The following is a 19,564-nucleotide window of genomic DNA, read 5'->3' as shown; positions in this document are numbered from 1 at the left end:
GGATGACGATGAGGAAACACCTGCCCCTGCTGGCGGCCCTGGCGCTGTGCGCGCCGATGATCGCGCATGCGGCCGAGCCCGCGGACAAGGCCGCCAAGCCTGCGGCAGCGACCAAGAAGCCCGCCGCGCCGCCCCGCAGCAGCGCCGACATCCTCGCCACCGCGCCGGCCGCCGTCTGGCGCGACGTCGATCCGGACAACCTGCTGGTGATGACGCTGCCGCAGGGTCAGGTCTTCATCGAACTGGCGCCGCGTTTCGCGCCGGCGCATGTCGACAACATCCGCGCGCTGGCCCGCGGCGGCTACTACGACGGTCTGGCGATCGTCCGCGTCCAGGACAACTTCGTCACCCAATGGGGCGACCCCAACGCGGACGACGAGGACACCGGCCTCAAGGGCAAGGGCAAGCCCTTCCCCGCCGGCGCCAAGTCCCACATCCCGGCGGAGTTCTCCATCCCCCTCAAGGGCGTCCCGATGACGCTGCTGCCGGACGTCGAAGGCTGGGCCCCGCGCGCCGGCCAGGTGGACGGTTTCCCGGCCGCCGCGGATCCGAAGACCGGTCAGGCCTGGCTGGCGCACTGCTACGGCACCGTCGGCGCCGGTCGGGGCAACGCGAAGGACTCCAGCACCGGCGCGGAGCTGTACGCCGTGATCGGCCACGCGCCGCGCGGGCTGGACCTCAACATCACGGTCGTCGGTCGCGTGCTCAAGGGCATGGAGTTCCTGTCCGCGTTGCCGCGCGGCGGCGCCGCGATGGGCTTCTACGACAAGCCCGAGCAGCGGCTCGGCATCGAGCGCGTCTCGCTGGCTTCGGCGCTGCCGGCCGAACAGCGTCCGGCACTGCAGGTGCTGCGCACCGACACGCCGACGTGGAATGAACTGCTGAACGCGCGCCGCAACCGCGGCGGCTGGTTCGTCCACAGCCCTGGCTACACGGACCTGTGCAGCGCCGCCGTGCCGGTGCGCATCAAGCCGGTGCCTGCGTCGGACGTGAAGCTCAGCGAACCCAAGTCCCCCGAAGCCAAACGGTGAGAACCTACAATCCTGCGTTCTCCTGACCCTGCGCGGCCACAAGCCCCCGCATCGGCATGAACACTGCAGTCCCGACCGATTCCGCCTCCCATTCCGTCCTCAACATCTCCTGCTACCAGTTCGTCGCCATCGATGCGCCGGAGGTGTTGCGGGACAGCCTGCACGCGCATGCGCAGGCGCTGGGCCTGAAGGGCACGGTACTGATCGCGGAGGAAGGCATCAACCTCTTCCTGGCCGGCGCGCCGGACGCGGTGAACGCCTGGGTGGCCGCCTTGCAAGAGGACCGGCGCTTCGCCGCGCTCGCGCCCAAGGAGAGCTGGAGCGACGAGGTCCCGTTCCGCAAGCTGCTGGTGAAGGTGAAGCCGGAGATCATCCGGATGAACCACCCGACGATCCGTCCGGACCAGGCGCCGCGCGCGCCCGCGCTGCCGGCCGAGACGCTGAAGCGCTGGCTCGACCAGGGGCACGACGACGAGGGCCGCCCGGTCGTCACGCTCGACACGCGCAACGGTTTCGAGGTCGACGTCGGCGCCTTCGACGGCGCGATCGACTGGCGCATCACCAAGTTCAGCGAGTTCCCCGGCGCCTTCCAGGCGCATCGGGCCGAGCTCGCCGGCAAGACCGTGGTCAGCTACTGCACCGGCGGCATCCGCTGCGAGAAGGCGGCGCTCTACCTCGACCAGGAAGCCGTCCGCCACGGCATCGACGCGAAGGTCTACCAGCTCGAAGGCGGCATCCTCAAGTACTTCGAGGAAGTCGGCAACGCGCACTACCACGGCGACTGCTTCGTCTTCGACGAGCGCCGCGCCGTCGATCCTGAACTGGCCCCGTCGCCCGACTCCGTCATCGAATGATCGAGCGCATGACCGAGCGTCCCACCCTCGGCGCCCGGCTGATGAAGCTGCTGGGATTCGCCGTGCTGGCGACGGCGCTGCTCGCGATGGCTTTCCGCGCGCCGGACCGGCCGCTCGAAAGCCTGGTCGCCCGCTGGGGCCCGCCGCCGTCGGACTTCCTCGAATTGAAGCTGTCCGGCGGACAGACCCAGCTGGTCCATTTCCGCGACGAAGGGCCCAAGACCGACGTCACCCCCGTCGTGCTGCTGCACGGTGCCGGCGCGAGCCTGCACACCTGGGAGGGCTGGGTGAAGTCGCTCAGCGCGACCCGCCGCGTGATCACGCTCGACCTGCCGGGTTTCGGACTCACCGGCCCCTCCCCTCTAGGCGATTACGGCAGCGATGCCTATGACTCGTTCCTGTTGTCGTTCCTGCGACAGTTGCAGATTGACCGCATGGTCCTCGGCGGCAATTCGATGGGCGGCGAACTGGCGTGGCAATACGCGGCACGGCATCCGGAGCAGGTCGCCGCGCTCGTGCTGGTCGACGCCGACGGCCTGGACGTCCGCAGCGAGCTGATGCCCGACGCGTTCCACATTCCCGATTCGCGTGTGCTGCAGTGGATCGCCGGCGTGTTCCTGCCGCGGCCCTTCGTGGACCGCAGCCTGCGCGAGCTCTACGGCGACCCGTCCAAGGTGAGCGCCGCGCTGGTCGACCGCTACTGCGAGCTGACGCTGCGCGAGGGCAACCGCGCGGCGCTGGCGCAACGCCTGGCCCAGCGCGCGCCCGGCGGGCACGCCGACCTGCTGGCGCGCATCCAGGCCCCGACGCTGATCCTGTGGGGCGGCAAGGACCGCCTGATCCCGCCCGTGGCCGCCGAGCGCTTCCATCAGGGCATCGCGCACAGCACCGTGCAGGTCTTCCCCGAATTAGGGCATGTCCCCCAGGAGGAGGACCCCGCGTCCACCGTCCAGGCGGTTCACACGTTTTTGCACTCTCCTTAACCCTGATGGCCGCCGCACGTGCGGCATTGCAACAATGCCCCCCAGTCCGGACGACCTCTCCGATCCCTGAATCAAGACGGGCTCGAACCGCCCGAGGTCGTCACCGGATGTCCATTCGACGCGTCTGCCACACACGCGCTTCCACGTTTCCTGCTCAATCTCACAAGGAGCCTTCATGCAACGACGACAACTGATCGCCCGCGCCGCCCTGGCGGCCTGCGCCCTGCTGGCCACCGCCGGCGCCGCGCACGCCCAGGCCCCTGACTGGAAGAAGATCCGCATCGGCGTCGAGGGCGCCTACCCCCCGTTCTCCGAAGTCGGCGCCGACGGCAAGCTCAAGGGCTTCGAGATCGACCTGGCCCTGGCGCTGTGCGCCGAGCTCAAGGCCGAATGCACGCTGGTGCAGCAGGACTTCGACGGCCTGATTCCCGCGCTGCAGGCGCGCAAGGTGGACGCGATCATCGCGTCGGTGTCCATCACCGACGAGCGCAAGAAGGTCATCGCCTTCTCCAACCCGTACTACAACACCCCGGCCCGCTTCACCGCGAAGGCCGACGCGAAGTTCGACTTCTCGCCCGCCGGCCTGAAGGGCAAGAAGATCGGCGTGCAGCGCGCGACCATCCATGAGAAGTTCGCCGCCGACACCTTCAAGCAGAGCGAGATCGTCCGCTACGCGACGCAGGACCAGGCCTTCCTGGACCTGAAGTCGGGCCGCGTGGACCTGACGCTGGCCGACCTGGTCGCCGCCGACATGGGCTTCCTGAAGACGCCGGCCGGCAAGGGCTATGCGTTCGTGGGCCCGAGCTACGACGACGTCAAGTACTTCGGCACCGGCAGCGGCGTGGGCCTGCGCAAGGCGGACGAGAAGACGCTGGGCAAGAAGTTCAACGACGCCATCGCGGCGGTGAAGGCCAACGGCACCTTCAAGAAGCTCAACGACAAGTACTTCGAGTACGACATCTCGGGCAAGACGGCCAAGTGATCCCCGGGGCCCGGCAGCCGCCGGGCCCGTTTCCTCCTGAACGAACAAGGTCCGTCGAATGTTCCTGCACGGTTATCTGCCCAGCCTGCTCGAGGGCGCTGTCCTGACCCTGGGCGTGGCCCTCAGCTCGATGGCGCTGGCCATGGCGCTGGGGCTGATCGGCGCGATGGCCAAGCTGTCGAAGTTCCGCGTCGCCAAGGGCATCGCCACGCTCTACACCACGCTGATCCGCGGCGTGCCCGACCTGGTGCTGATGCTGCTGATCTTCTTCGGCGGCCAGGTCGCCGTGAACGCGATCGCGGCGGCGCTGGGGCACGACGAGTACATCGACATCAACCCCTTCATCGCCGGCGTGGTGACCATCGCGTTCATCTTCGGCGCCTACCTGACCGAAGCCTTCCGCGGCGCCTTCCTGGCGGTGCCGCCGGGGCAGCGCGAGGCCGGGCTCGCCTTCGGCATGAGCCCCGCGCAGGTCGCCTGGCGCATCACCTTCCCGCAGATGTTCCGGCATGCGCTGCCGGGTCTGTCCAACAACTGGCTGGTGCTGATCAAGAGCACGGCCATCGTGTCGGTCATCGGGCTGCACGACCTGATGATGCGCGGCTCGCAGGCCGCCGCCGGCACCCGCGAGCCCTTCGTCTTCTACCTGGCCGTGGCGATCATCTACCTGCTCTTCACGTCCGTGTCCGAGCTGGTCTTCGACCAGCTGCAGAAGCGCCTGTCCATCGGTGTGCGTCGCCACTCGCTGTAATCACGATCCCCCATGAACCTGGACGCCATCGTCGAGAACCTGCCGCGCTACTTCGAGGGCGCGCTCATCACCCTGGAGCTGCTGATCGCCTCGCTGCTGATCGGCCTGGCCCTGGCCATCCCGCTGGCCGTGCTGCGCACGCTGCCGATCAAGTGGCTGTCGCGCACGGTCTGGGCCTACACCTACGTGTTCCGCGGCACGCCGATGCTGGTGCAGCTCTTCCTCATCTACTACGGCCTGGGCCAGTTCGAGTGGATGCAGCAGAGCGCGCTGTGGCCGCTGTTCAGCTCGGCCTGGTTCTGCGCCTGCCTGACCTTCGTGCTGAACACCGGCGCCTACACGACGGAGATCATCGCCGGCTCGATCCGCTCGCTGCCGCACGGCGAGGTCGAGGCCGCGAAATCGCTGGGCATGACCCGCTGGGTCATGCTGCGCCGCATCGTGCTGCCGCACGCGCTGCGCCGCGCGCTGCCGGCCTACAGCAACGAGGTCATCTTCATGCTGCACGGCACCGCGCTGGCCAGCGTCGTGACCATCATGGACATCACCGGCATCGCCCGCGACATCAACGCCACCTACTACATTCCGTTCGAGGCCTTCATCACCGCCGCGATCTTCTATTTCGCGATGACCCTGGTGCTGGTCGGCCTCTTCCATCAGGCGGAGAAGCGCTGGCTCAAGCCCCTGATGCCCCGCTGATGCCACGCTGATGCCACGCTGAAGCTCCCCTGCCGCCGCGCCCGCGCGGCGCTGAACCGGACACTCCCATGCAACTCCGACAACACCCGCTCCCGAGCCCCACGCCGGGCACGCAGCGCGAGCTCGTCTCGCTGCACTACGGCCAGCCCGGCCAGGGCCAGAAGGTCTACATCCAGGCCTCGCTGCACGCCGACGAGCTGCCCGGCATGCTCACCGCCTGGCACCTGCGCCGCCACTTCGACGCGCTGGAGGCCGCGGGCCGACTGCGCGGCGAGGTGATCCTGGTGCCGATGGCCAATCCGATCGGACTCTCGCAGTGGTGGCTGCAGTCGCACCTGGGCCGCTTCGAGGGGCTGTCGGGCGAGAACTTCAACCGCCACTATCCGGAACACATCGAGGCCGCCGCGCGCCACGCCGAGCCGCGCCTGGGCGACGACCCGGCGCGCAACGTCGCGGTGCTGCGCGCCGCGCTCAAGACCGAGGTGCAGGCCTCGCCCGCCGACACCGAGCTCAAGGCGCTGCGCAAGACGCTGATGCTGATGGCCTGCGACGCCGACGTGGTGCTGGACCTGCACTGCGACGCGCAGGCGGTGATGCACCTCTACACCGAGACGCCGTGCTGGCCGCAATGCGAGCCGCTGGCGGCCTACCTCGGCGCCGGCGTGACGCTGCTGGCGACGGACTCCGGCGACAACCCCTTCGACGAGGCCTGCTCGCAGGTCTGGTGGAAGTGGGCCAAGCACTTCGGCGACCGCTTCCCGATCCCGCAGGCCTGCCTGTCGGTGACGGTGGAGCTGCGCGGCCAGCAGGACGTGCACCACGACCTGGCGGCCAAGGACGCGCAGGCGATCGTGGACTTCCTGATCCACCGCGGCGTGATCGCCTCGGAGGCGCCGGACGGCGCCACGCCGCCGGTGCCGGCGCCGGTCGGCGACGCGCGCCCGCTGGCGGGCTCCATCCCGGTCCCGTCGCCGGTCGGCGGCGTGCTGACCTTCCTGCGCGAGGTCGGCGAGACGGTCCGCGAGGGCGACGTGATCGCCCAGGTCATCGATCCCATCACCGGATCGGTGACCGACCTGAAGAGCCCCACCGACGGGCTGCTGTTTGCACGCGACACGCTGCGCCTGGTCACGGCCGGGGCGCGGGTCGCGAAAGTCGCGGGGCGCGAAGCGACCCGCACCGGAAAACTCCTGGGAGCCCGTTGATGTCCGCGGCCAGTCTTGTTGTCGACAACCTCCACAAACGCTACGGCGACCGCGAAGTGCTCAAGGGCGTGTCCCTGGCCGCGAAGCCGGGCGACGTGATCACGCTGATCGGATCCAGCGGCTCGGGCAAGAGCACCTTCCTGCGCTGCTTGAACCTGCTGGAGCAGCCGTTCGAAGGCACGCTGAAGCTGGGCGCCGAGGAACTCAAGCTCGTGCGCGACCGCGACGGCAGCCTGAAGTCCGCCGATGCGGCGCAGCTGCAGCGCTGGCGCGCGCGGCTGGCGATGGTGTTCCAGAACTTCAACCTGTGGGGTCACCGCACGGTGCTGGAGAACGTCATCGAGGCGCCCATCCACGTGCTGAAGCAGCCCCGCGCGCAGGCCATCGAGAAGGCCGAAGCGCTTCTGGCGCGGGTCGGCGTGTCGCACCGCAAGGACGTCTATCCGGCACAGCTCTCCGGCGGCGAGGCGCAGCGCGTGGCGATCGCGCGCGCGCTGGCGGTGGAGCCGGAGGTGATGCTCTTCGACGAACCGACCTCGGCGCTGGACCCGGAGCTGGTCGGCGAGGTGCTGAAGGTGATGCGCGACCTGGCGGCGGAAGGCCGCACCATGATCGTCGTGACCCACGAGATGGGTTTCGCGCGCGAGGTGTCGTCGCACACGATGTTCCTGCACCAGGGCCGCGTGGAAGAGCAAGGCAATCCGCGCGAGGTGCTGGCCAAACCGCAGAGCGAGCGGCTGAAGGCGTTCCTGAGCGGCGGGTTGAAGTAAGCCGTCAATCACCCACCGCGCGTGGCCTCATGGCGCGACTGCAGACAATGGCCCGGGCATGCCCCGGGCCTTGTTCATGGGAAGACGCCTTCCATCCCCCGCGCACGGATGGCATGAAGAAATCGCAACACGGGCCCGGTCGGCCGGTTGAGTCCCTGCTCCCAACGTCGCAGGACCCGGGCGGTCGTGTTCAACATGTTGGCGAATACATAGAGATCCAGGTCCTCCCTCTCGCGGATGGACCGGATCTCCTGCGGCGACATCGGCTCGGGCGGAAGCATGCCCGACCATTCCAGCTGGCGCATGTTCTGATCGGACACCCATCCGTTCGCATGCCACCGACGTTCAGCTTTCAGCATCTGCTGGACCAGCAACGACTTCCTCTTCCGCATCACAGTTCACCTTCTTCAGTTCACCTTTTTCAAGCGCCAGCCGGCGCTCCCGCCCGCTCATCGCAGCGAGACTCCGCGCCAGATCCCTGCAATGGATCAGAGTCAGCCTGTCCATGTTGGCCGACTCTGATTTTGCGAATCCATTGACGAAGAACCAAGGGCCGTCACCTCGCTTCGCGACGATGACGCGATAGCCTCCGCTCTTTCCGGCACCCCGGCGCGCGATCCGCTTCTTCAACAACCCGCCACCGAGATCTGCATCGATCAGACCGCCAGCCATTTCAATCACGGCCCGACACAAGTCACTGTCTTGCCAGCGCCTGCTTGCGCATCCAGCGCTGGAAGCCCTCGACCAGATAGACGGAGCTCACGAGGCTCATTGAAGCTCCACAGGCAGGAAGATGGCGTTGACACCGCGCTCCCGGACCAAGTGCAGCAGGCGCAATGCCGGCCCCTGCGGGCGACCGAAACCCTGCTCCCAGCGACGCAGTTGCTTGGGCGTCGTGTTGATCAGGTCCGCAAAGACCGCCAGTTCCAACTGGTCCCGCTCGCGGATGGCGCGCACTTCCTCCGGCTCCAGCGGCATGGGGGCAGGCATGCAGACGATCTCGCAGGACCGACGACGCTCATCGCTGATCAGTCCCTCGGCGTGCCACAGTCGGCCTGTCGCAAGGACACGCTCAACGATGGCGGACTTCCTTTTCCTCATCACACTTCACCTCCTTCAACTGGCCACGGCCGACGGTCACGGCCAACTCCTGCTGTGACAGCCCCGTGAGCCAGACGCCTTCTTCGCGCAAGGCACGGAATGCCTTCGGCTCGATGTTCTCCAGTTCGTTCTTCGCGTATCCATCCACGAAGAACCACTGCCCTGCGGGATGCCTCGCGACGATCACTCGATAGCCTTCCCGCTTGCCAGCACCGGATCGTCCGATCCGCTTCTTGAAGAGTCCACTACCGAGATTTGCATCGATGAGCCCGCGTTCCATTTCGGCCACAGCGCGGCACAGGTCGCCTTCTTTCCAACGCCTGCTTGCGCATCCAACGTTGGAAGCCTTCGATCAGATAAACGGCACTCGTCATGCGTCGGTCCTCGCATCGCGATCACACGCGCCCTGAGTGCCAGTCCTTGCCTGATCGCGTTTCGCTCTGAAGTCGGCCCTCCAAAGGGGGATCGTCGCGACCACGTTCCGCAAAGAGAAAAGCCGCGCATTGGCGCGGCTTTCAGGGGGTCGAGAGTGACCGAGGGCCGATGACGCCCAGTCGTCGAGGATCAGTCGTAGATCGACTTCTCCGGCCGCCGCGCCAGCACCGCGATGGGCGGCGCCCAGCGCTCGCCGCGGGGCTTCTTGCTCGTGACCAGCGTGATCTCCGAAGGCTCGAAGACCTCGACGTTGTGTGTGATCGGCGTCGTCAGCAGGTACTGCGCCCGCGTGCTCTTCAGGAAGTGGCCGACCAGCTGGATGTTGCGCACGTCCAGATGCGCGAAGGGCTCGTCGATGAAGACGAAGCCGCCCGGCGCGTCGTCGTCCTTCATCAGCCCCACCAGCAGGATCAGGCTCTTGAGCACCTGCTGCCCGCCCGAGGCCTCGCCGTCGTTCATGCCGACTTCGCCCTTGCCGTCGAAGTTGAACTTCACGTGCAGGCCCGCCTGCGCCAGCACCGTGTCGTCGTTGTCCAGGTGCGGCAGCTCCGCCTGCGCATGCACGCCGGCCAGTTCGCCCAGCTCCTGCACGTTCTTCTTGTAGCGCCGCACCGTCGCGCGCAGCACGTCGATGTAGCGCTCGCGCGCGTTGAACGCGGCGATGCGCGCCATCTCGTTGCTCGCGCGGCGGTCGTCGAGCTGCGTGGTCTGCTCCAGCACCGCCATCTGCATGCGCGCATGGCGATCCTGCACGGCGACGTCGGTCTCCCACACGCCGGTGTCCAGCTCCTGCTGCACGTGGCGCGACGCGATCTCCGCCTGCTTGGCGTTCTCGAATTCGTCGCGCAGCGCGTTCAGCCGGATCGGGTGCAGCCAGATCGCGGGGAACTTCGCGCGGGCCTCGTGCGAGGCCTTCGCCGTCGCGATCAGGTCGGCGCGCCGGGTCGCCCAGTCGCGCTCGGCGCGGGAGACGTTGTCCTCGCTGGCCTTCAGGCTGGCCTGTGCGCCTTCGTAGTCGCGCTCGGTGCGCGTCGCCGCCGCCACCGTGCGGTCATGCTCCTGGTCGAGCGCGCCCATGCGCGTCGCCGCCTCGATCCGCGACTGGCGCAGGCCCGGCAGGCGCGCGCGCGCCTCGGCGAATTCCTCGGAACGCTCCACCAGTTCCTGCGCCGCCTTGTGGCCCTGGGCCGCGCGCTGCGCGTCCTTGAGCTGGCGCTCGATCTCGAGCTGCTCCTTGGCGAGCTTGGACAGCTCCAGGTCGTAGCGGGTCAGTTCCTTGTCCAGCGAGGCGCGGCGCGTGTCCAGCGCGGAGTCGCCGAACTGGTACTCGCGCGGCTCGACCCACAGGCTGCGACCGCCGCGGCCGTCGCGGTAGTAGGCCTCCGGCGTGATCCATTCGCCGCCGGACTGCGCGCCCTTGTCGGTGTCGGCGACGCAGCGGATCGAGGCCAGCTGGCGCAGCAGCCAGCCCGGCGCCTTCGCGTTGAACTTGAGCACCGACATCAGGCTGTCCTTCGGACAGACGGTCGGCGCGAACTCGCCGTCGGCGACGACGTAATGCCGGTAGCGCTCGCGCGAGGCGAGGCGGTAGGCCTGGCCCTCGTCGCTCGAATGCGCGAGCACCACCACCCAGCGCGACGGCCTCAGGAAACCTTCGGCGGCGGCGCGCCACTGGTCGTCGGCGATGTCGATCGCGTCGGCCAGCACGTGGTGCGCGATGCCGGCCTCGTCCAGCGCCTTGCGGAAGCGCGTGACCTCGACCGGCGGCGGCGGCAGCCGCTGCCCGGTCAACTCGTCCATCGCCGCCTGCGCCTTGCGCTGCTGGTCGTTCTGGCGCGTGAAGCTCTCGCGCAGCTGGTGCTGGCGGGTGCCGAGCTCCTCCAGCTTCGCCGTCAGCGCGGCGCCGTCGGTCTCGACCGCGGCCAGCGCCTTCAGGTCCTCCTCGCGCTTGGCGAGCTGCTCCATCGGGCGTTCGCCGTCGCGCGCGGCCTCGAAGGCCTGGCGCGCCTCCTTGCGCTGCGTCTCCAGGTCGGACAGCTTGTCCTTGGCGGCTTCCTGCGCCTTGAACAGCGCCAGCAGGTGCGCGCGCTTGTCGCTGATGCCGCGCTCGTCCGAGCGGGCAAAGAGCCGCTGGCGGTGCAGCTCGCGCAGCTGCTGCGCGGTGCGCTGGCGCTGCTCGCTCCACTGCAGCACGGGCACGACCTCGGTGGCAAGCCGCTCACGCTCCTTCAGCCGCAGCTGGTACTGCTGGTAGCTGTTGACGCGGTTGGCCAGGTCCGACAGCTGCGCCTGCGCGTGCGACAGCTCATGCGTGGACTGGTCGACTTCCTTGAGCAGCTGCTGCTGGTGGTTGCGCGCCAGCTCGTAGCGGTCCAGCACCTCCTGGTCGCCGAAGACCTCGAACACCAGGCGCAGCAGCTCCTTGGACGACAGCTCGCAGAGGCGGTCCGTCTGGCCCTGCTCCAACGCGAGCACGCGACCGATCGCGCGCGTCAGGCCGGCGGCCTCCAGGCGCTTCTTCCAGGCCTCGATGCCCAGCCAGTCCTTGTCGCCGCGGGTGTCGAGTTCCTCGATCTCCTGCACGCCGTCGACCAGCGTGTAGCGGCGCACCCAGTCGCCGCCCTGGCGCGAGATGCGGCAGGCCAGCGTCACCTGGTCCGAATACAGCAGCGAGCTCGCGAACGGCCGGCTGCTGTTCTGGCGGTTGCGCGGGCGGTTGTCCACCAGCGCGCGCAGCCAGGCGTGCTCGGCGTTGGCGTGGCGGGCGTAGGTCTTGTAGGTCCGGCCGCCGGAGCACTCCAGGCCCAGCAGCGTGCGCATCGCGTCCAGCAGCGTCGTCTTGCCCGAGCCGTTGGGCCCGGCGATGGTGATGATGTTGCCGTCCAGCGGCATCGAGACGCGGCGGCAGTAGTCCCAGTGCAGCAGTTCCAGGGATTGCAGGTGAAACATCAGGCGTCGCTCAGATCGGATTCTTCGTTGTGGCGCGCGGCCAGGATGGCGGTGAGCATCGGACCGGCTTCGCCGTCGGTGCTGCGCGCGAGCACGTCGGCCAGCGCCCCGTCCAGGATGCGCGGGGCCAGCGTGTCGTAGTCGAGCAGCAGGTCCAGCAGCGGACCTTCGCAGATGTCCTCGCCCTTGCGGGTGATGAAGCCCTGGCGCTCGAGCAGCTTGAGGTTGGAATCCAGCCGCATCTTCTTGCCCAGCTGGTTGCCGAAGTCGGCCAGCAGGCTGCGGTAGGACAGCGTGGGCGCGCTGCTCGCGGCGCTGGGCAGCGGCTTGTCCTTGGAGAACATCTCGCCCTGCCCTTCGGCGGCTTCCTCGGCGCGCGCGAGCTGGCGCTGACGCTTGGGCAGCACGATCAAGGACCATACGACCACCAGCAGCGCGACGCCGTCGCGCGGCAGGTCGAGGTTGTTGTTGGAGGCCAGGCCGGTCTCGCCGAACACGGCGACCTCGGCCGGACGCAGCATCGCCAGCGTGATGTGGTCGGCGTAGACGTTGTCCACCACGCGCAGGCCGACGGCGGCCACGCGCTCGTTGACGGCGCGCCAGAGCTCCTGGTCGATCAGCGCGCGGCGCACCAGCGGCTGGTTGCGCGGCAGCCAGCGGCGCGCCAGCAGTTGAGCCGCCAGTTGGGCGGCGTCGTCGAGTTGAGTGCTCATGCCTGGGAAGCCTGGGGAGGCGTGTCGGCGTCGATGTCCGCTGCGTTCGGCGCGTCCGGAGACGGCGCCGCGTCGGCGATCGATGCGGGGATATCAGGAGTCGCCACGGCGGCATCGGCCACGGCGTCGGGGGTCAGGGCTTGCGCAGGCGCATCGGCGGATGCCTCAGCGGTGGCAGCGGCGGCCTTGCGACGACCGCGCTTGGGCGCGGGCGGCTCGGGCGGGCGCCACTTGGGTTCGGGTTCGGGCTCGACCGGCGGCTCGACCTCGGTCGAATGCAGCACGCCCTGGCTCATCCAGCGGACGTACTCGTCGTCGATCTCGCCCTGCTGCGCGGACCAGCGCACGCGCCACGGCTGGCGCGCCATGTCGCCGGTTGCGCCGGCCAGATGCTGCGCCTGCACGTCGCCGAGCAGCGGCAGCAGTTGCGCCCGGTAGGCGGCGCGCGCGTAGCTGCCGCCCAGCACCGCCGGGCGCAGGTCGTTGGTCTGCACGCTGTCGCCGGTCCACAGGCCCAGCAGGGCCTGCAGCTGGTTCATCTCGGGCGGCAGGCTCATCACGGCGAGCTCGCCTTCCGGCGCGGCCAGGCCGCTGGGGAGCGGCTCGGGCGTCGGCGGCACGGGACGGTCGCGTTCGAACTCGGCCTCGCAGCCGTCCAGCAGCTCGTGCTGGGCGACGAAGACCGGATGCACCGGCCTCGACAGCGCGCCCAGCGCGAGGTTCTCCAGGAACGGGACTTCCTGCAGCCAGCGCCGCACGTCGGTCGTCGTGATGCCCGTGGAGCCCAGCGTGACGCGCTGGCGGTCGGCCTGCTGCAACGCACGGTTGAACTGGCTCGCCATCGCGAGCAGCCGCGCCTGCGCCAGGCCGAGCTCGCGCGCGAGCCGCTCCAGGCGCGCGTTCCCATCGTCCTCCGCCTGCCGGATGATGGCCGACAGCGCCTCGCTGGCGCGTTCGACCAGCTTGAGCGCGCGCTCGAAGCGCATGCGCGCGCGGCGCAGGTGGAACTCGGAGCCGGACGCGATCGCGTCGGCGAACTCGTTGTACAGGCGCGAGAGCTGCGCCAGCAGATGCTGCAGCTGCGCGGGCTCCAGCGTGCCGAGCTGCTGCGCGCCGGCCACGTTGGCCAGCAGGCCGGCCAGGTCGCCGTCCTCGTCCGCGACCTGCCCCTGCGTCAGCGGCGAGACCATCGCCATCAGCTGCTGCGCGAGCGGCGTCACGCCGTACTGCTGGTTGGACGCATCCCAGGCCAGCAGCTGCGCGTCGCGCAGGCGCTTGAGCACGAGCTCCAGCGCCTCGTCGCGCAGCACGTGGAAGTGACGGTTCAGGTCGTCGCGCGAGAGCCGCGAATGCGGCAGGCTCATCAGCTCGATGAACACCCAGACGCGCAGCCGCACCAGGGTGGCCGGGCCGTGGAACAGCGCGCGCTGCGCGCCCAGCAGGGCCTCGTTGCGTTCCAGCTGCCACCACAGGAGCGAGTCCTGCGGGAGCTGACCTTCGCGGAAATGGTCTTCGAAAGAGGGTTCGGGGAGATCGTCGCGCAGCACGTCGTCCACGCCTCCCGGGGTCACTGTCATAAAGGGGATTATCGCCCCTCGACGACCCCTTCCCGGCCCGCTGTCACACGGGTGTCAGGGACCTGCGCATCAGGGTTGCCCCGGAGCCGAAGCTGGCGAGTTTCTCGATCAGCGCGTCGCTCAACGGCGCCTCGGCATCGGAGAAACCGTGGCGCTCCCAGTACGCCCGCGAGCCTTGCACGGCCACCAGCGCGACCTGCGTCAGGCCCATGTCCTGGGCGCGATGCACCACCTGCTGCACCAGCTTGTGGCCCAGGCGCTTCGCCCGGCCCGCCGGAGAGACCGCGAGGTCATGCAGGTACAGCGTGCGAGGGGCGCGCGCCGGCGCGATCGACGGCGCATCCAGCGCCGGCAGCTGCCCGTCGTCGACAGGCAGGCTGACGACATAGGCCAGCGGCTCGCCGGCCTCGACGGCCAGGTAGGAACAGTGGAGATGACGCGCCGCGTCCAGCTTGGCCACGAAGGCCTCGGCGCTTTCCAGGAACTCGGGCCCGTAGCACTGGGCCTGCAACGCGAGCACGTGCGGGACGTCCTCGGTGCCAATCACTTTCAACTGCAGCATCAGACGGATGAGCCGGCCGATCGCGCGTTCCAGTGGTCGGAGACTCCCGAGACGAACGGCGTCAGCAGCGGCGTAAAAAGACAGACGAAGGCCAGGATGTTGAGCGCGACGCTCAACCAGAACACCCGCCGGAAGGTCGGCTTGGCGCTCTTGTGCCGCAGCAAGTGCTGTGCCAGCAACGCGCCGGGCCAGCCGCACAGCAGCGCGAGCACGTGCAGCGTCGATTCCTTGACGCGCCAGTGGCCCAGTCGCGCCGCGCGCTTGTCGAGCGCGTAGACGATGAAGGTCGCGAAGCTCATCGCGACATAGACGCCCCACAAGCCGCGCGGCAAGGGCCACGCGAGATGCGTCAACAGCACCAGCGAGGCAAAACCCGGCACCAGCCACAACGAGGCACCGGTGTCGGCGGAAGACTTGGGGGAGGAAGAAGCGGAAGCACTGCGCGCAGACGGCGCGGGCTTGGCACGCGCACCGTCGCGGGCCGTGCCGGCAGCACCGGACGGACCGCGGCGTGGCGCGGGGCCGGCAGGCGCCGGCTTGGGTTCGAGGCTGCGGACCTTCAGCGCGCGGGCCTTGCCCTGCGCATCGGTCCCGGCCTCGTAGTCGACGCGTTCGCCGACGAAAGGTCGGCGGACGCGCGGGCCGAAGGCGCTGATGTGCGCGAAGCGTTTCGGTCCGCCGTCGGACGGCGCGATGAAGCCGTAGCCCTTCGCGTCATCCCACTGGACGATCCGACCCTCGACGCGCATCCCTCAGCGTCCCTCAGCCACCGAGCCGCGAGGCTCAGAACTTGCGCGGACCCTTGCGCGGCACGAAGCCGCCGCGGTCGCCGCGGTCGTCGCCTTGCGGACGCGGGCCCTTGCCGAATGCCGGCTTGGCCGGACGGCCTTCGAAGCGGTTGTCGTCGCCCTTGTTGAAGGCCGGACGCTCGGCGCGCGGTGCGTAGCGGTCGTTGTTCTCGGCCGAACGGTCGAAACGCGGATCCGGACGACGCTGGTCGAAACCACCGCCGTTGCCGCCATGACCACCGTCGCGCGGCGCGTTGAAGTCGCGCTGCGGACGATCGCCGTAGCTGCGCGGTGCGCCGCCGAAGCCGCCTTGCGGACGGTCACCGAAGCGCGGACGGTCGCCTTGCGGGCGGTCGCCGAACGGACGATCGCCTTGCGGACGCTCGTTGCGGTGCTCGAAGCGCTGGCCGCCCTGGCCGCCGCCGAAGCCGCCCTGACCGCCTTCGCGACGCTCGCCGAACGGCGGACGGCCTTGACCTTCCGGACGCTCGAAGCGGGCGCTGTTGTCGAAGCGGTTGTCGTTGCCGCGGTAGCCGCCGCCTTGCGGACGGTTGCCGCCGAAGCCGCCACGGTTGCCACCGTAGCCGCCGCGATTGCCGCCGTAGCCGCCACGGTCGCCGCGATCACCGCGGTCGAAGCCGGGGCGCGACGGGTAGATCTTCGGCTCTTCGTTGCGCGGCTCCAGGCCTTCGATGCGCGACACCGGGATCGCCTGCGTCGTGAACTGCTGGATGCGCTTGATCATCGAGATGTCGCCGCGCTCGGCCAGCGTCACCGCCAGGCCGGAGCGGCCGGCACGGCCGGTGCGGCCGATGCGGTGGACGTAGTCCTCGGCCTTCATCGGCAGGCCGAAGTTGATGACGTGCGAGATCGTCGGCACGTCGATGCCGCGGGCGGCCACGTCGGTGGCGACCAGCACGCGCAGGTCGCGACGGCGCAGCGCCATCAGCGTGCGGGTGCGCTTGCCCTGCGGCATGCCGCCGTGCAGCGCGGCGACGCGGTGGCCGATGGCCTCCAGCTGCTCGGCCAGCCACTCGGTGTCCTGCTGGGTGCTGGTGAAGACGACCGCCTGGTCGACGTCGCGCAGGCCCAGGATGTGCTCCAGCAGCTTGCGCTTGTGCTGGCCGTTGTCGGCCCAGTGCAGGCGCTGCTCGATGTTGGCGTGCGTCTCGGTGTGGCCCGAGATGTCGATGCGCTGCGGGTCCTTCATCAGCTGCGACGCCAGGCGGCCGGTGTTGCCGGCGAAGGTCGCGCTGTACATCAGCGTCTGGCGCTCGGCCGGAATCTGCTCGGCGACAAAGTTGATGTCGTCGATGAAGCCCATGTCCAGCATGCGGTCGGCTTCGTCGAGGACGAACATCGTCACGTTGTCGAGCTTGCAGCGGCCGCTGTTGATGTGGTCCAGCAGGCGGCCCGGGGTGGCGATCAGGACGTCCAGCGGGCCGCTCAGCGCGCGCAGCTGCTGCGCGTAGGGCATGCCGCCCAGCACGGTGGCGACGCGCAGGCCCTGGATGTGGCGGCCGTAGGTCATCGCGGACTTGGCGACCTGCATCGCCAGTTCGCGGGTCGGGGCCAGCACCAGCACGCGCGGGCCGACGGTGCGGGTCTTGTTGTTGGTGGCGGCGCGTTCGGCGCGGGCGTTCAGCACCTGCTGCAGGGCCGGCAGGATGAACGAGGCGGTCTTGCCCGAACCGGTGCGCGACGAGACCATCAGGTCCTTGCCGTCGAGCGCCGGCGGGATCGCCTGCGCCTGCACTTCGGTGGTGTTCTCGTAGCCGGAGTCCTTGACGGCGCGCAGCAGCGCGTCGTGCAGGCCCAGGGCGGAGAACGGCGTGCCGGTCGTCTCGGCGTCGGCGCCGAGTTCGCCGGCGTCGATCCCCTGCTCGAGGCCGCTGTCCAGCGCCTCGTTCGTGTCCAGGGTGTCGGCGGCGTTCTTGTCGTGGTCGAAACTCATGTGTCTTTGCAATCCAATGGGACGCAGCCGCGCTGACGCCGTCGAAACGGAGTCCGCGCCGGAGCGCCTGGTCGCCGCGCAAGATCGATGTGATCGCGGCTGAACCGTGATGTCGCTGGGAGAAAGCTCGCGTCGATCACCAGGAAGGAAAGACACATGCGCGGCGCGATTGCAGAGCAACCGCCGTGGTCGGCATGAAGGGCCTGGTGAGGCGCCGGGGAACAGTCAAAGCGACGGCATCGCCGCCGACCGAACCCGAGGGCATGCAGTGCGCGCTCCCCGTGGCGGGAAACAGCTTCGGCGGAGAGCCGGAGCCTGCGTGGGAGTCCGTTCGGATGCCCGACGCAGCGGTCTGCAAGAGGTCAGAGGAGACGTACGAAGCACCGCCAGAAGCGGTGAAGCCCACGACTATAACAGCATTCGGGGTTTTCACCTAGCACATCCTTGTGGGCCGCCTTGGAGGGCGCCCACAGGCGGGTTGCGGCCTCAGGCCCCTCCTCCCATCGCTCCCACATCGCTCCCTCCGAGGGACGCCCTGATGGGGGATGCGCGCTCACTGGACTTTCTTCGGTCCTACACTGGTCTCAGATTGGACTCCACACAGGGCGACATTCCTGTTCGCGCGATGGAGGAGCCGATCGACCTCAATCAGGGAGACATTGAATGGATCGTCGCGTTTTGCTGGGCGCGGGCGTTGGAGCGCTCGCCGGATCTTGGCTCACCGGATGCGGAGGCGGCGGAGGCAGCAGCGGCGCCCCCGTCACCCCGGCGCCCTCCCCCGACGTCGGCCCCTATGCCGCGCTCGCCCGCCAGATGAAGGGCCAGTTGCTGGTATCGGGCCACGCCGACTTCGACGCCTTCCGGCGGCCGGCCAACGCGCGTTTCGACGCCGTCGTGCCGCAGGCGTTGGCCCGATGCGCCGGTCCTGAGGACGTCAGCGCGGCGCTGAACTTCGCGCTGACCAACAAGATCGCGTTCACCGCGCGCAGCGGCGGACACAGCTATCTGGCCGCGTCGACCGGCACCGGACTGGTCATCGACACCGGTCCGATGGACAGCGTGCGTATGGACGGCGACATCGCCGTCGTCGGCGCCGGGGCGAAGGTCGCCGACGTGTACCGCGCGCTGCTGGCGCTGCCGCAGCCCCGGCTGCTGCCCTCCGGCAGCTGCCCGACCGTCGGCATCAGCGGCATCACGATGGGCGGCGGCTTCGGCTTCTTCCAGCGCGCCTACGGGCTGACCTGCGATGCGCTCGTGGGTGCGACGCTGGTCGGCGCCGACGGCCTGTCCGTCACCTGCGACGCGACACGCAACGCCGACCTCTTCTGGGCGTTGCGCGGCGGCGGCGGCGGGAACTTCGGCATCGTCACGGAACTGCGCTTCCAGACGCAGCCGCTGCCGGCGTTCAACACCTGCTGGGGACAGTTCGGATCGGGCGATCTCGTGGGCGTGGCGCTGGCCTGGCAGGCCTGGTCCGCGACGCTGCCGGAATCGGTGTGGTCGCAGTGCCAGATCGGCGTCGACAGCGTGGGGAAGATGCTGCTGTCCGTCTTCGTCGTGAGCTTCGACGGCGCGACGGCGTTGCGCGCGCAGTGGGACCGGTTCCTGATCACGGCGCCCGCCGCGCCGACGGCACAGGATCCGGCGCAGGTGATCAGCGCGGCGGCGCTCTTGATGAACCGCTGCGCCGACCTGACCGCGGTGCAATGCCACCTGCCCTCGCAGGCCTCGGGCGGCCAGATGCCGCGCGTGGCGATGACCGCGAGTTCCGACTTCTTCGCGCAGCCGATTCCGGCCGCGGGGATGCAGACGCTGGTGGACGCGCTCGCGGCGCGAGGCCGCGCAGGCGGTGGCGGCGTGGTGATCTTCGACCAGATGGGCGGCGCGATCGCGCGCGTGGCGGCGGACGCCACGGCCTTCCCGCATCGCGACGCGCTGTTCAGCGCGCAGTACCTGACGGAGAACCTGGCCGGCAGCGGCACGCCGGCCCAGCTCGACGACAACGCCCGCTGGACGCACAGCCTGCGCACGGCGATGTCGCCGTGGAGCTCCGGCGGCGCCTACGTGAACTACCCCGATGCGGCGATCACCGATGCGGCCTCGGCCTACTACGGCGGCAATCTGACCCGACTGCGCGCGGTGAAGCGCGCGGTCGACGCGAACGGCGTCTTCAAGACACCGCTCGCGACGCTGTGAGGCCGCGCACCTCG

19 protein-coding genes are annotated in these 19,564 nt (G+C 69.3%); 9 read left to right on the top strand and 10 right to left on the bottom strand.

From position 1 onward, the window contains the following. Positions 1–2 precede the first annotated feature (2 nt). From ACQZ13_RS11725 to ACQZ13_RS11690, 8 genes are all read left to right on the top strand, one after another. Positions 3–1,031: a peptidylprolyl isomerase gene (locus tag ACQZ13_RS11725; RefSeq protein ID WP_431052080.1), complete on the top strand. Its 1,029-nt coding sequence runs from the start codon at positions 3–5 to the stop codon at positions 1,029–1,031. 56 nt (positions 1,032–1,087) lie between these two features. Beyond that, positions 1,088–1,885: a sulfurtransferase gene (locus ACQZ13_RS11720; RefSeq protein WP_431052078.1), complete on the top strand. Its 798-nt coding sequence runs from the start codon at positions 1,088–1,090 to the stop codon at positions 1,883–1,885. A gap of 8 nt (positions 1,886–1,893) precedes the next feature. Beyond that, the gene (locus tag ACQZ13_RS11715) at positions 1,894–2,868 is read left to right on the top strand and encodes an alpha/beta fold hydrolase (RefSeq protein ID WP_431052076.1); all 975 of its coding nucleotides are present in this window, start codon (positions 1,894–1,896) and stop codon (positions 2,866–2,868) included. 175 nt (positions 2,869–3,043) lie between these two features. Continuing rightward, positions 3,044–3,850: an ABC transporter substrate-binding protein gene (locus ACQZ13_RS11710; protein WP_088403837.1), complete on the top strand. Its 807-nt coding sequence runs from the start codon at positions 3,044–3,046 to the stop codon at positions 3,848–3,850. Between the two features lie 58 nt (positions 3,851–3,908). After that, positions 3,909–4,601, top strand: coding sequence for an ABC transporter permease (locus tag ACQZ13_RS11705; RefSeq protein WP_088403836.1), 693 nt, complete (start codon positions 3,909–3,911; stop codon positions 4,599–4,601). A 12-nt stretch (positions 4,602–4,613) separates the two neighbouring features. Next, positions 4,614–5,300 carry an ABC transporter permease gene (locus ACQZ13_RS11700; protein WP_088403835.1) on the top strand — a complete coding sequence of 229 codons (687 nt, stop codon included), beginning with the start codon at positions 4,614–4,616 and terminating at the stop codon, positions 5,298–5,300. Between the two features lie 68 nt (positions 5,301–5,368). Further along, on the top strand, positions 5,369–6,505 hold the full coding sequence (locus tag ACQZ13_RS11695) for a succinylglutamate desuccinylase/aspartoacylase family protein (protein WP_088403834.1): 1,137 nt from the start codon (positions 5,369–5,371) through the stop codon (positions 6,503–6,505). Continuing rightward, positions 6,505–7,275, top strand: a complete 771-nt coding sequence (locus tag ACQZ13_RS11690; RefSeq protein WP_431052073.1) for an ABC transporter ATP-binding protein — start codon at positions 6,505–6,507, stop codon at positions 7,273–7,275. Before ACQZ13_RS11695 ends, ACQZ13_RS11690 begins: the two co-directional genes overlap by 1 nt. A gap of 74 nt (positions 7,276–7,349) precedes the next feature. On the opposite strand, the gene ACQZ13_RS11685 is transcribed toward ACQZ13_RS11690, so the two are convergent. The 10 genes from ACQZ13_RS11685 to ACQZ13_RS11640 all read right to left on the bottom strand — a co-directional run bounded on the left by ACQZ13_RS11685 (position 7,350) and on the right by ACQZ13_RS11640 (position 17,354). Beyond that, positions 7,350–7,580, bottom strand: coding sequence for a helix-turn-helix domain-containing protein (locus tag ACQZ13_RS11685; RefSeq protein WP_431052071.1), 231 nt, complete (start codon positions 7,578–7,580; stop codon positions 7,350–7,352). Between the two features lie 40 nt (positions 7,581–7,620). Then, positions 7,621–7,947 (bottom strand): type II toxin-antitoxin system RelE/ParE family toxin, encoded by a 327-nt coding sequence (locus ACQZ13_RS11680; RefSeq protein ID WP_431053205.1) that lies wholly within the window; start codon positions 7,945–7,947, stop codon positions 7,621–7,623. Positions 7,948–8,043: 96 nt separating this feature from the next. Then, entirely contained in the window at positions 8,044–8,265 is a 222-nt protein-coding gene (locus tag ACQZ13_RS11675) for a helix-turn-helix domain-containing protein (RefSeq protein WP_431052069.1), read from the bottom strand. Between the two features lie 82 nt (positions 8,266–8,347). Beyond that, entirely contained in the window at positions 8,348–8,656 is a 309-nt protein-coding gene (locus tag ACQZ13_RS11670) for a type II toxin-antitoxin system RelE/ParE family toxin (protein ID WP_431053203.1), read from the bottom strand. Between the two features lie 284 nt (positions 8,657–8,940). Further along, positions 8,941–11,760 (bottom strand): ATP-binding protein, encoded by a 2,820-nt coding sequence (locus ACQZ13_RS11665; protein ID WP_431052067.1) that lies wholly within the window; start codon positions 11,758–11,760, stop codon positions 8,941–8,943. Next, positions 11,760–12,473, bottom strand: a complete 714-nt coding sequence (locus ACQZ13_RS11660) for a hypothetical protein (protein WP_431052065.1) — start codon at positions 12,471–12,473, stop codon at positions 11,760–11,762. The genes ACQZ13_RS11665 and ACQZ13_RS11660 overlap by 1 nt, the downstream gene beginning before the upstream one ends. Then, positions 12,470–14,050 carry a hypothetical protein gene (locus ACQZ13_RS11655; RefSeq protein ID WP_431052063.1) on the bottom strand — a complete coding sequence of 527 codons (1,581 nt, stop codon included), beginning with the start codon at positions 14,048–14,050 and terminating at the stop codon, positions 12,470–12,472. The genes ACQZ13_RS11660 and ACQZ13_RS11655 overlap by 4 nt, the downstream gene beginning before the upstream one ends. A gap of 43 nt (positions 14,051–14,093) precedes the next feature. Then, a complete protein-coding gene (locus ACQZ13_RS11650) occupies positions 14,094–14,612 on the bottom strand; it encodes a GNAT family N-acetyltransferase (RefSeq protein ID WP_431052061.1) in 519 nt (172 codons plus the stop codon). Beyond that, positions 14,612–15,361, bottom strand: coding sequence for a DUF1294 domain-containing protein (locus ACQZ13_RS11645; protein WP_431052059.1), 750 nt, complete (start codon positions 15,359–15,361; stop codon positions 14,612–14,614). The genes ACQZ13_RS11650 and ACQZ13_RS11645 overlap by 1 nt, the downstream gene beginning before the upstream one ends. A gap of 34 nt (positions 15,362–15,395) precedes the next feature. Continuing rightward, on the bottom strand, positions 15,396–17,354 hold the full coding sequence (locus tag ACQZ13_RS11640; protein WP_431052057.1) for a DEAD/DEAH box helicase: 1,959 nt from the start codon (positions 17,352–17,354) through the stop codon (positions 15,396–15,398). A 663-nt stretch (positions 17,355–18,017) separates the two neighbouring features. On the opposite strand from ACQZ13_RS11640, the gene ACQZ13_RS11635 reads away from it, so the two are divergent. Next, entirely contained in the window at positions 18,018–19,550 is a 1,533-nt protein-coding gene (locus ACQZ13_RS11635; protein WP_431052055.1) for an FAD-binding oxidoreductase, read from the top strand. Positions 19,551–19,564 lie beyond the last annotated feature (14 nt).

Origin of the sequence: Roseateles sp. L2-2 (assembly GCF_050613215.1) — a bacterium.
GTDB lineage: Bacteria > Pseudomonadota > Gammaproteobacteria > Burkholderiales > Burkholderiaceae_C > Roseateles > Roseateles noduli.
This window is presented reverse-complemented; position numbering and strand designations above follow the sequence as displayed.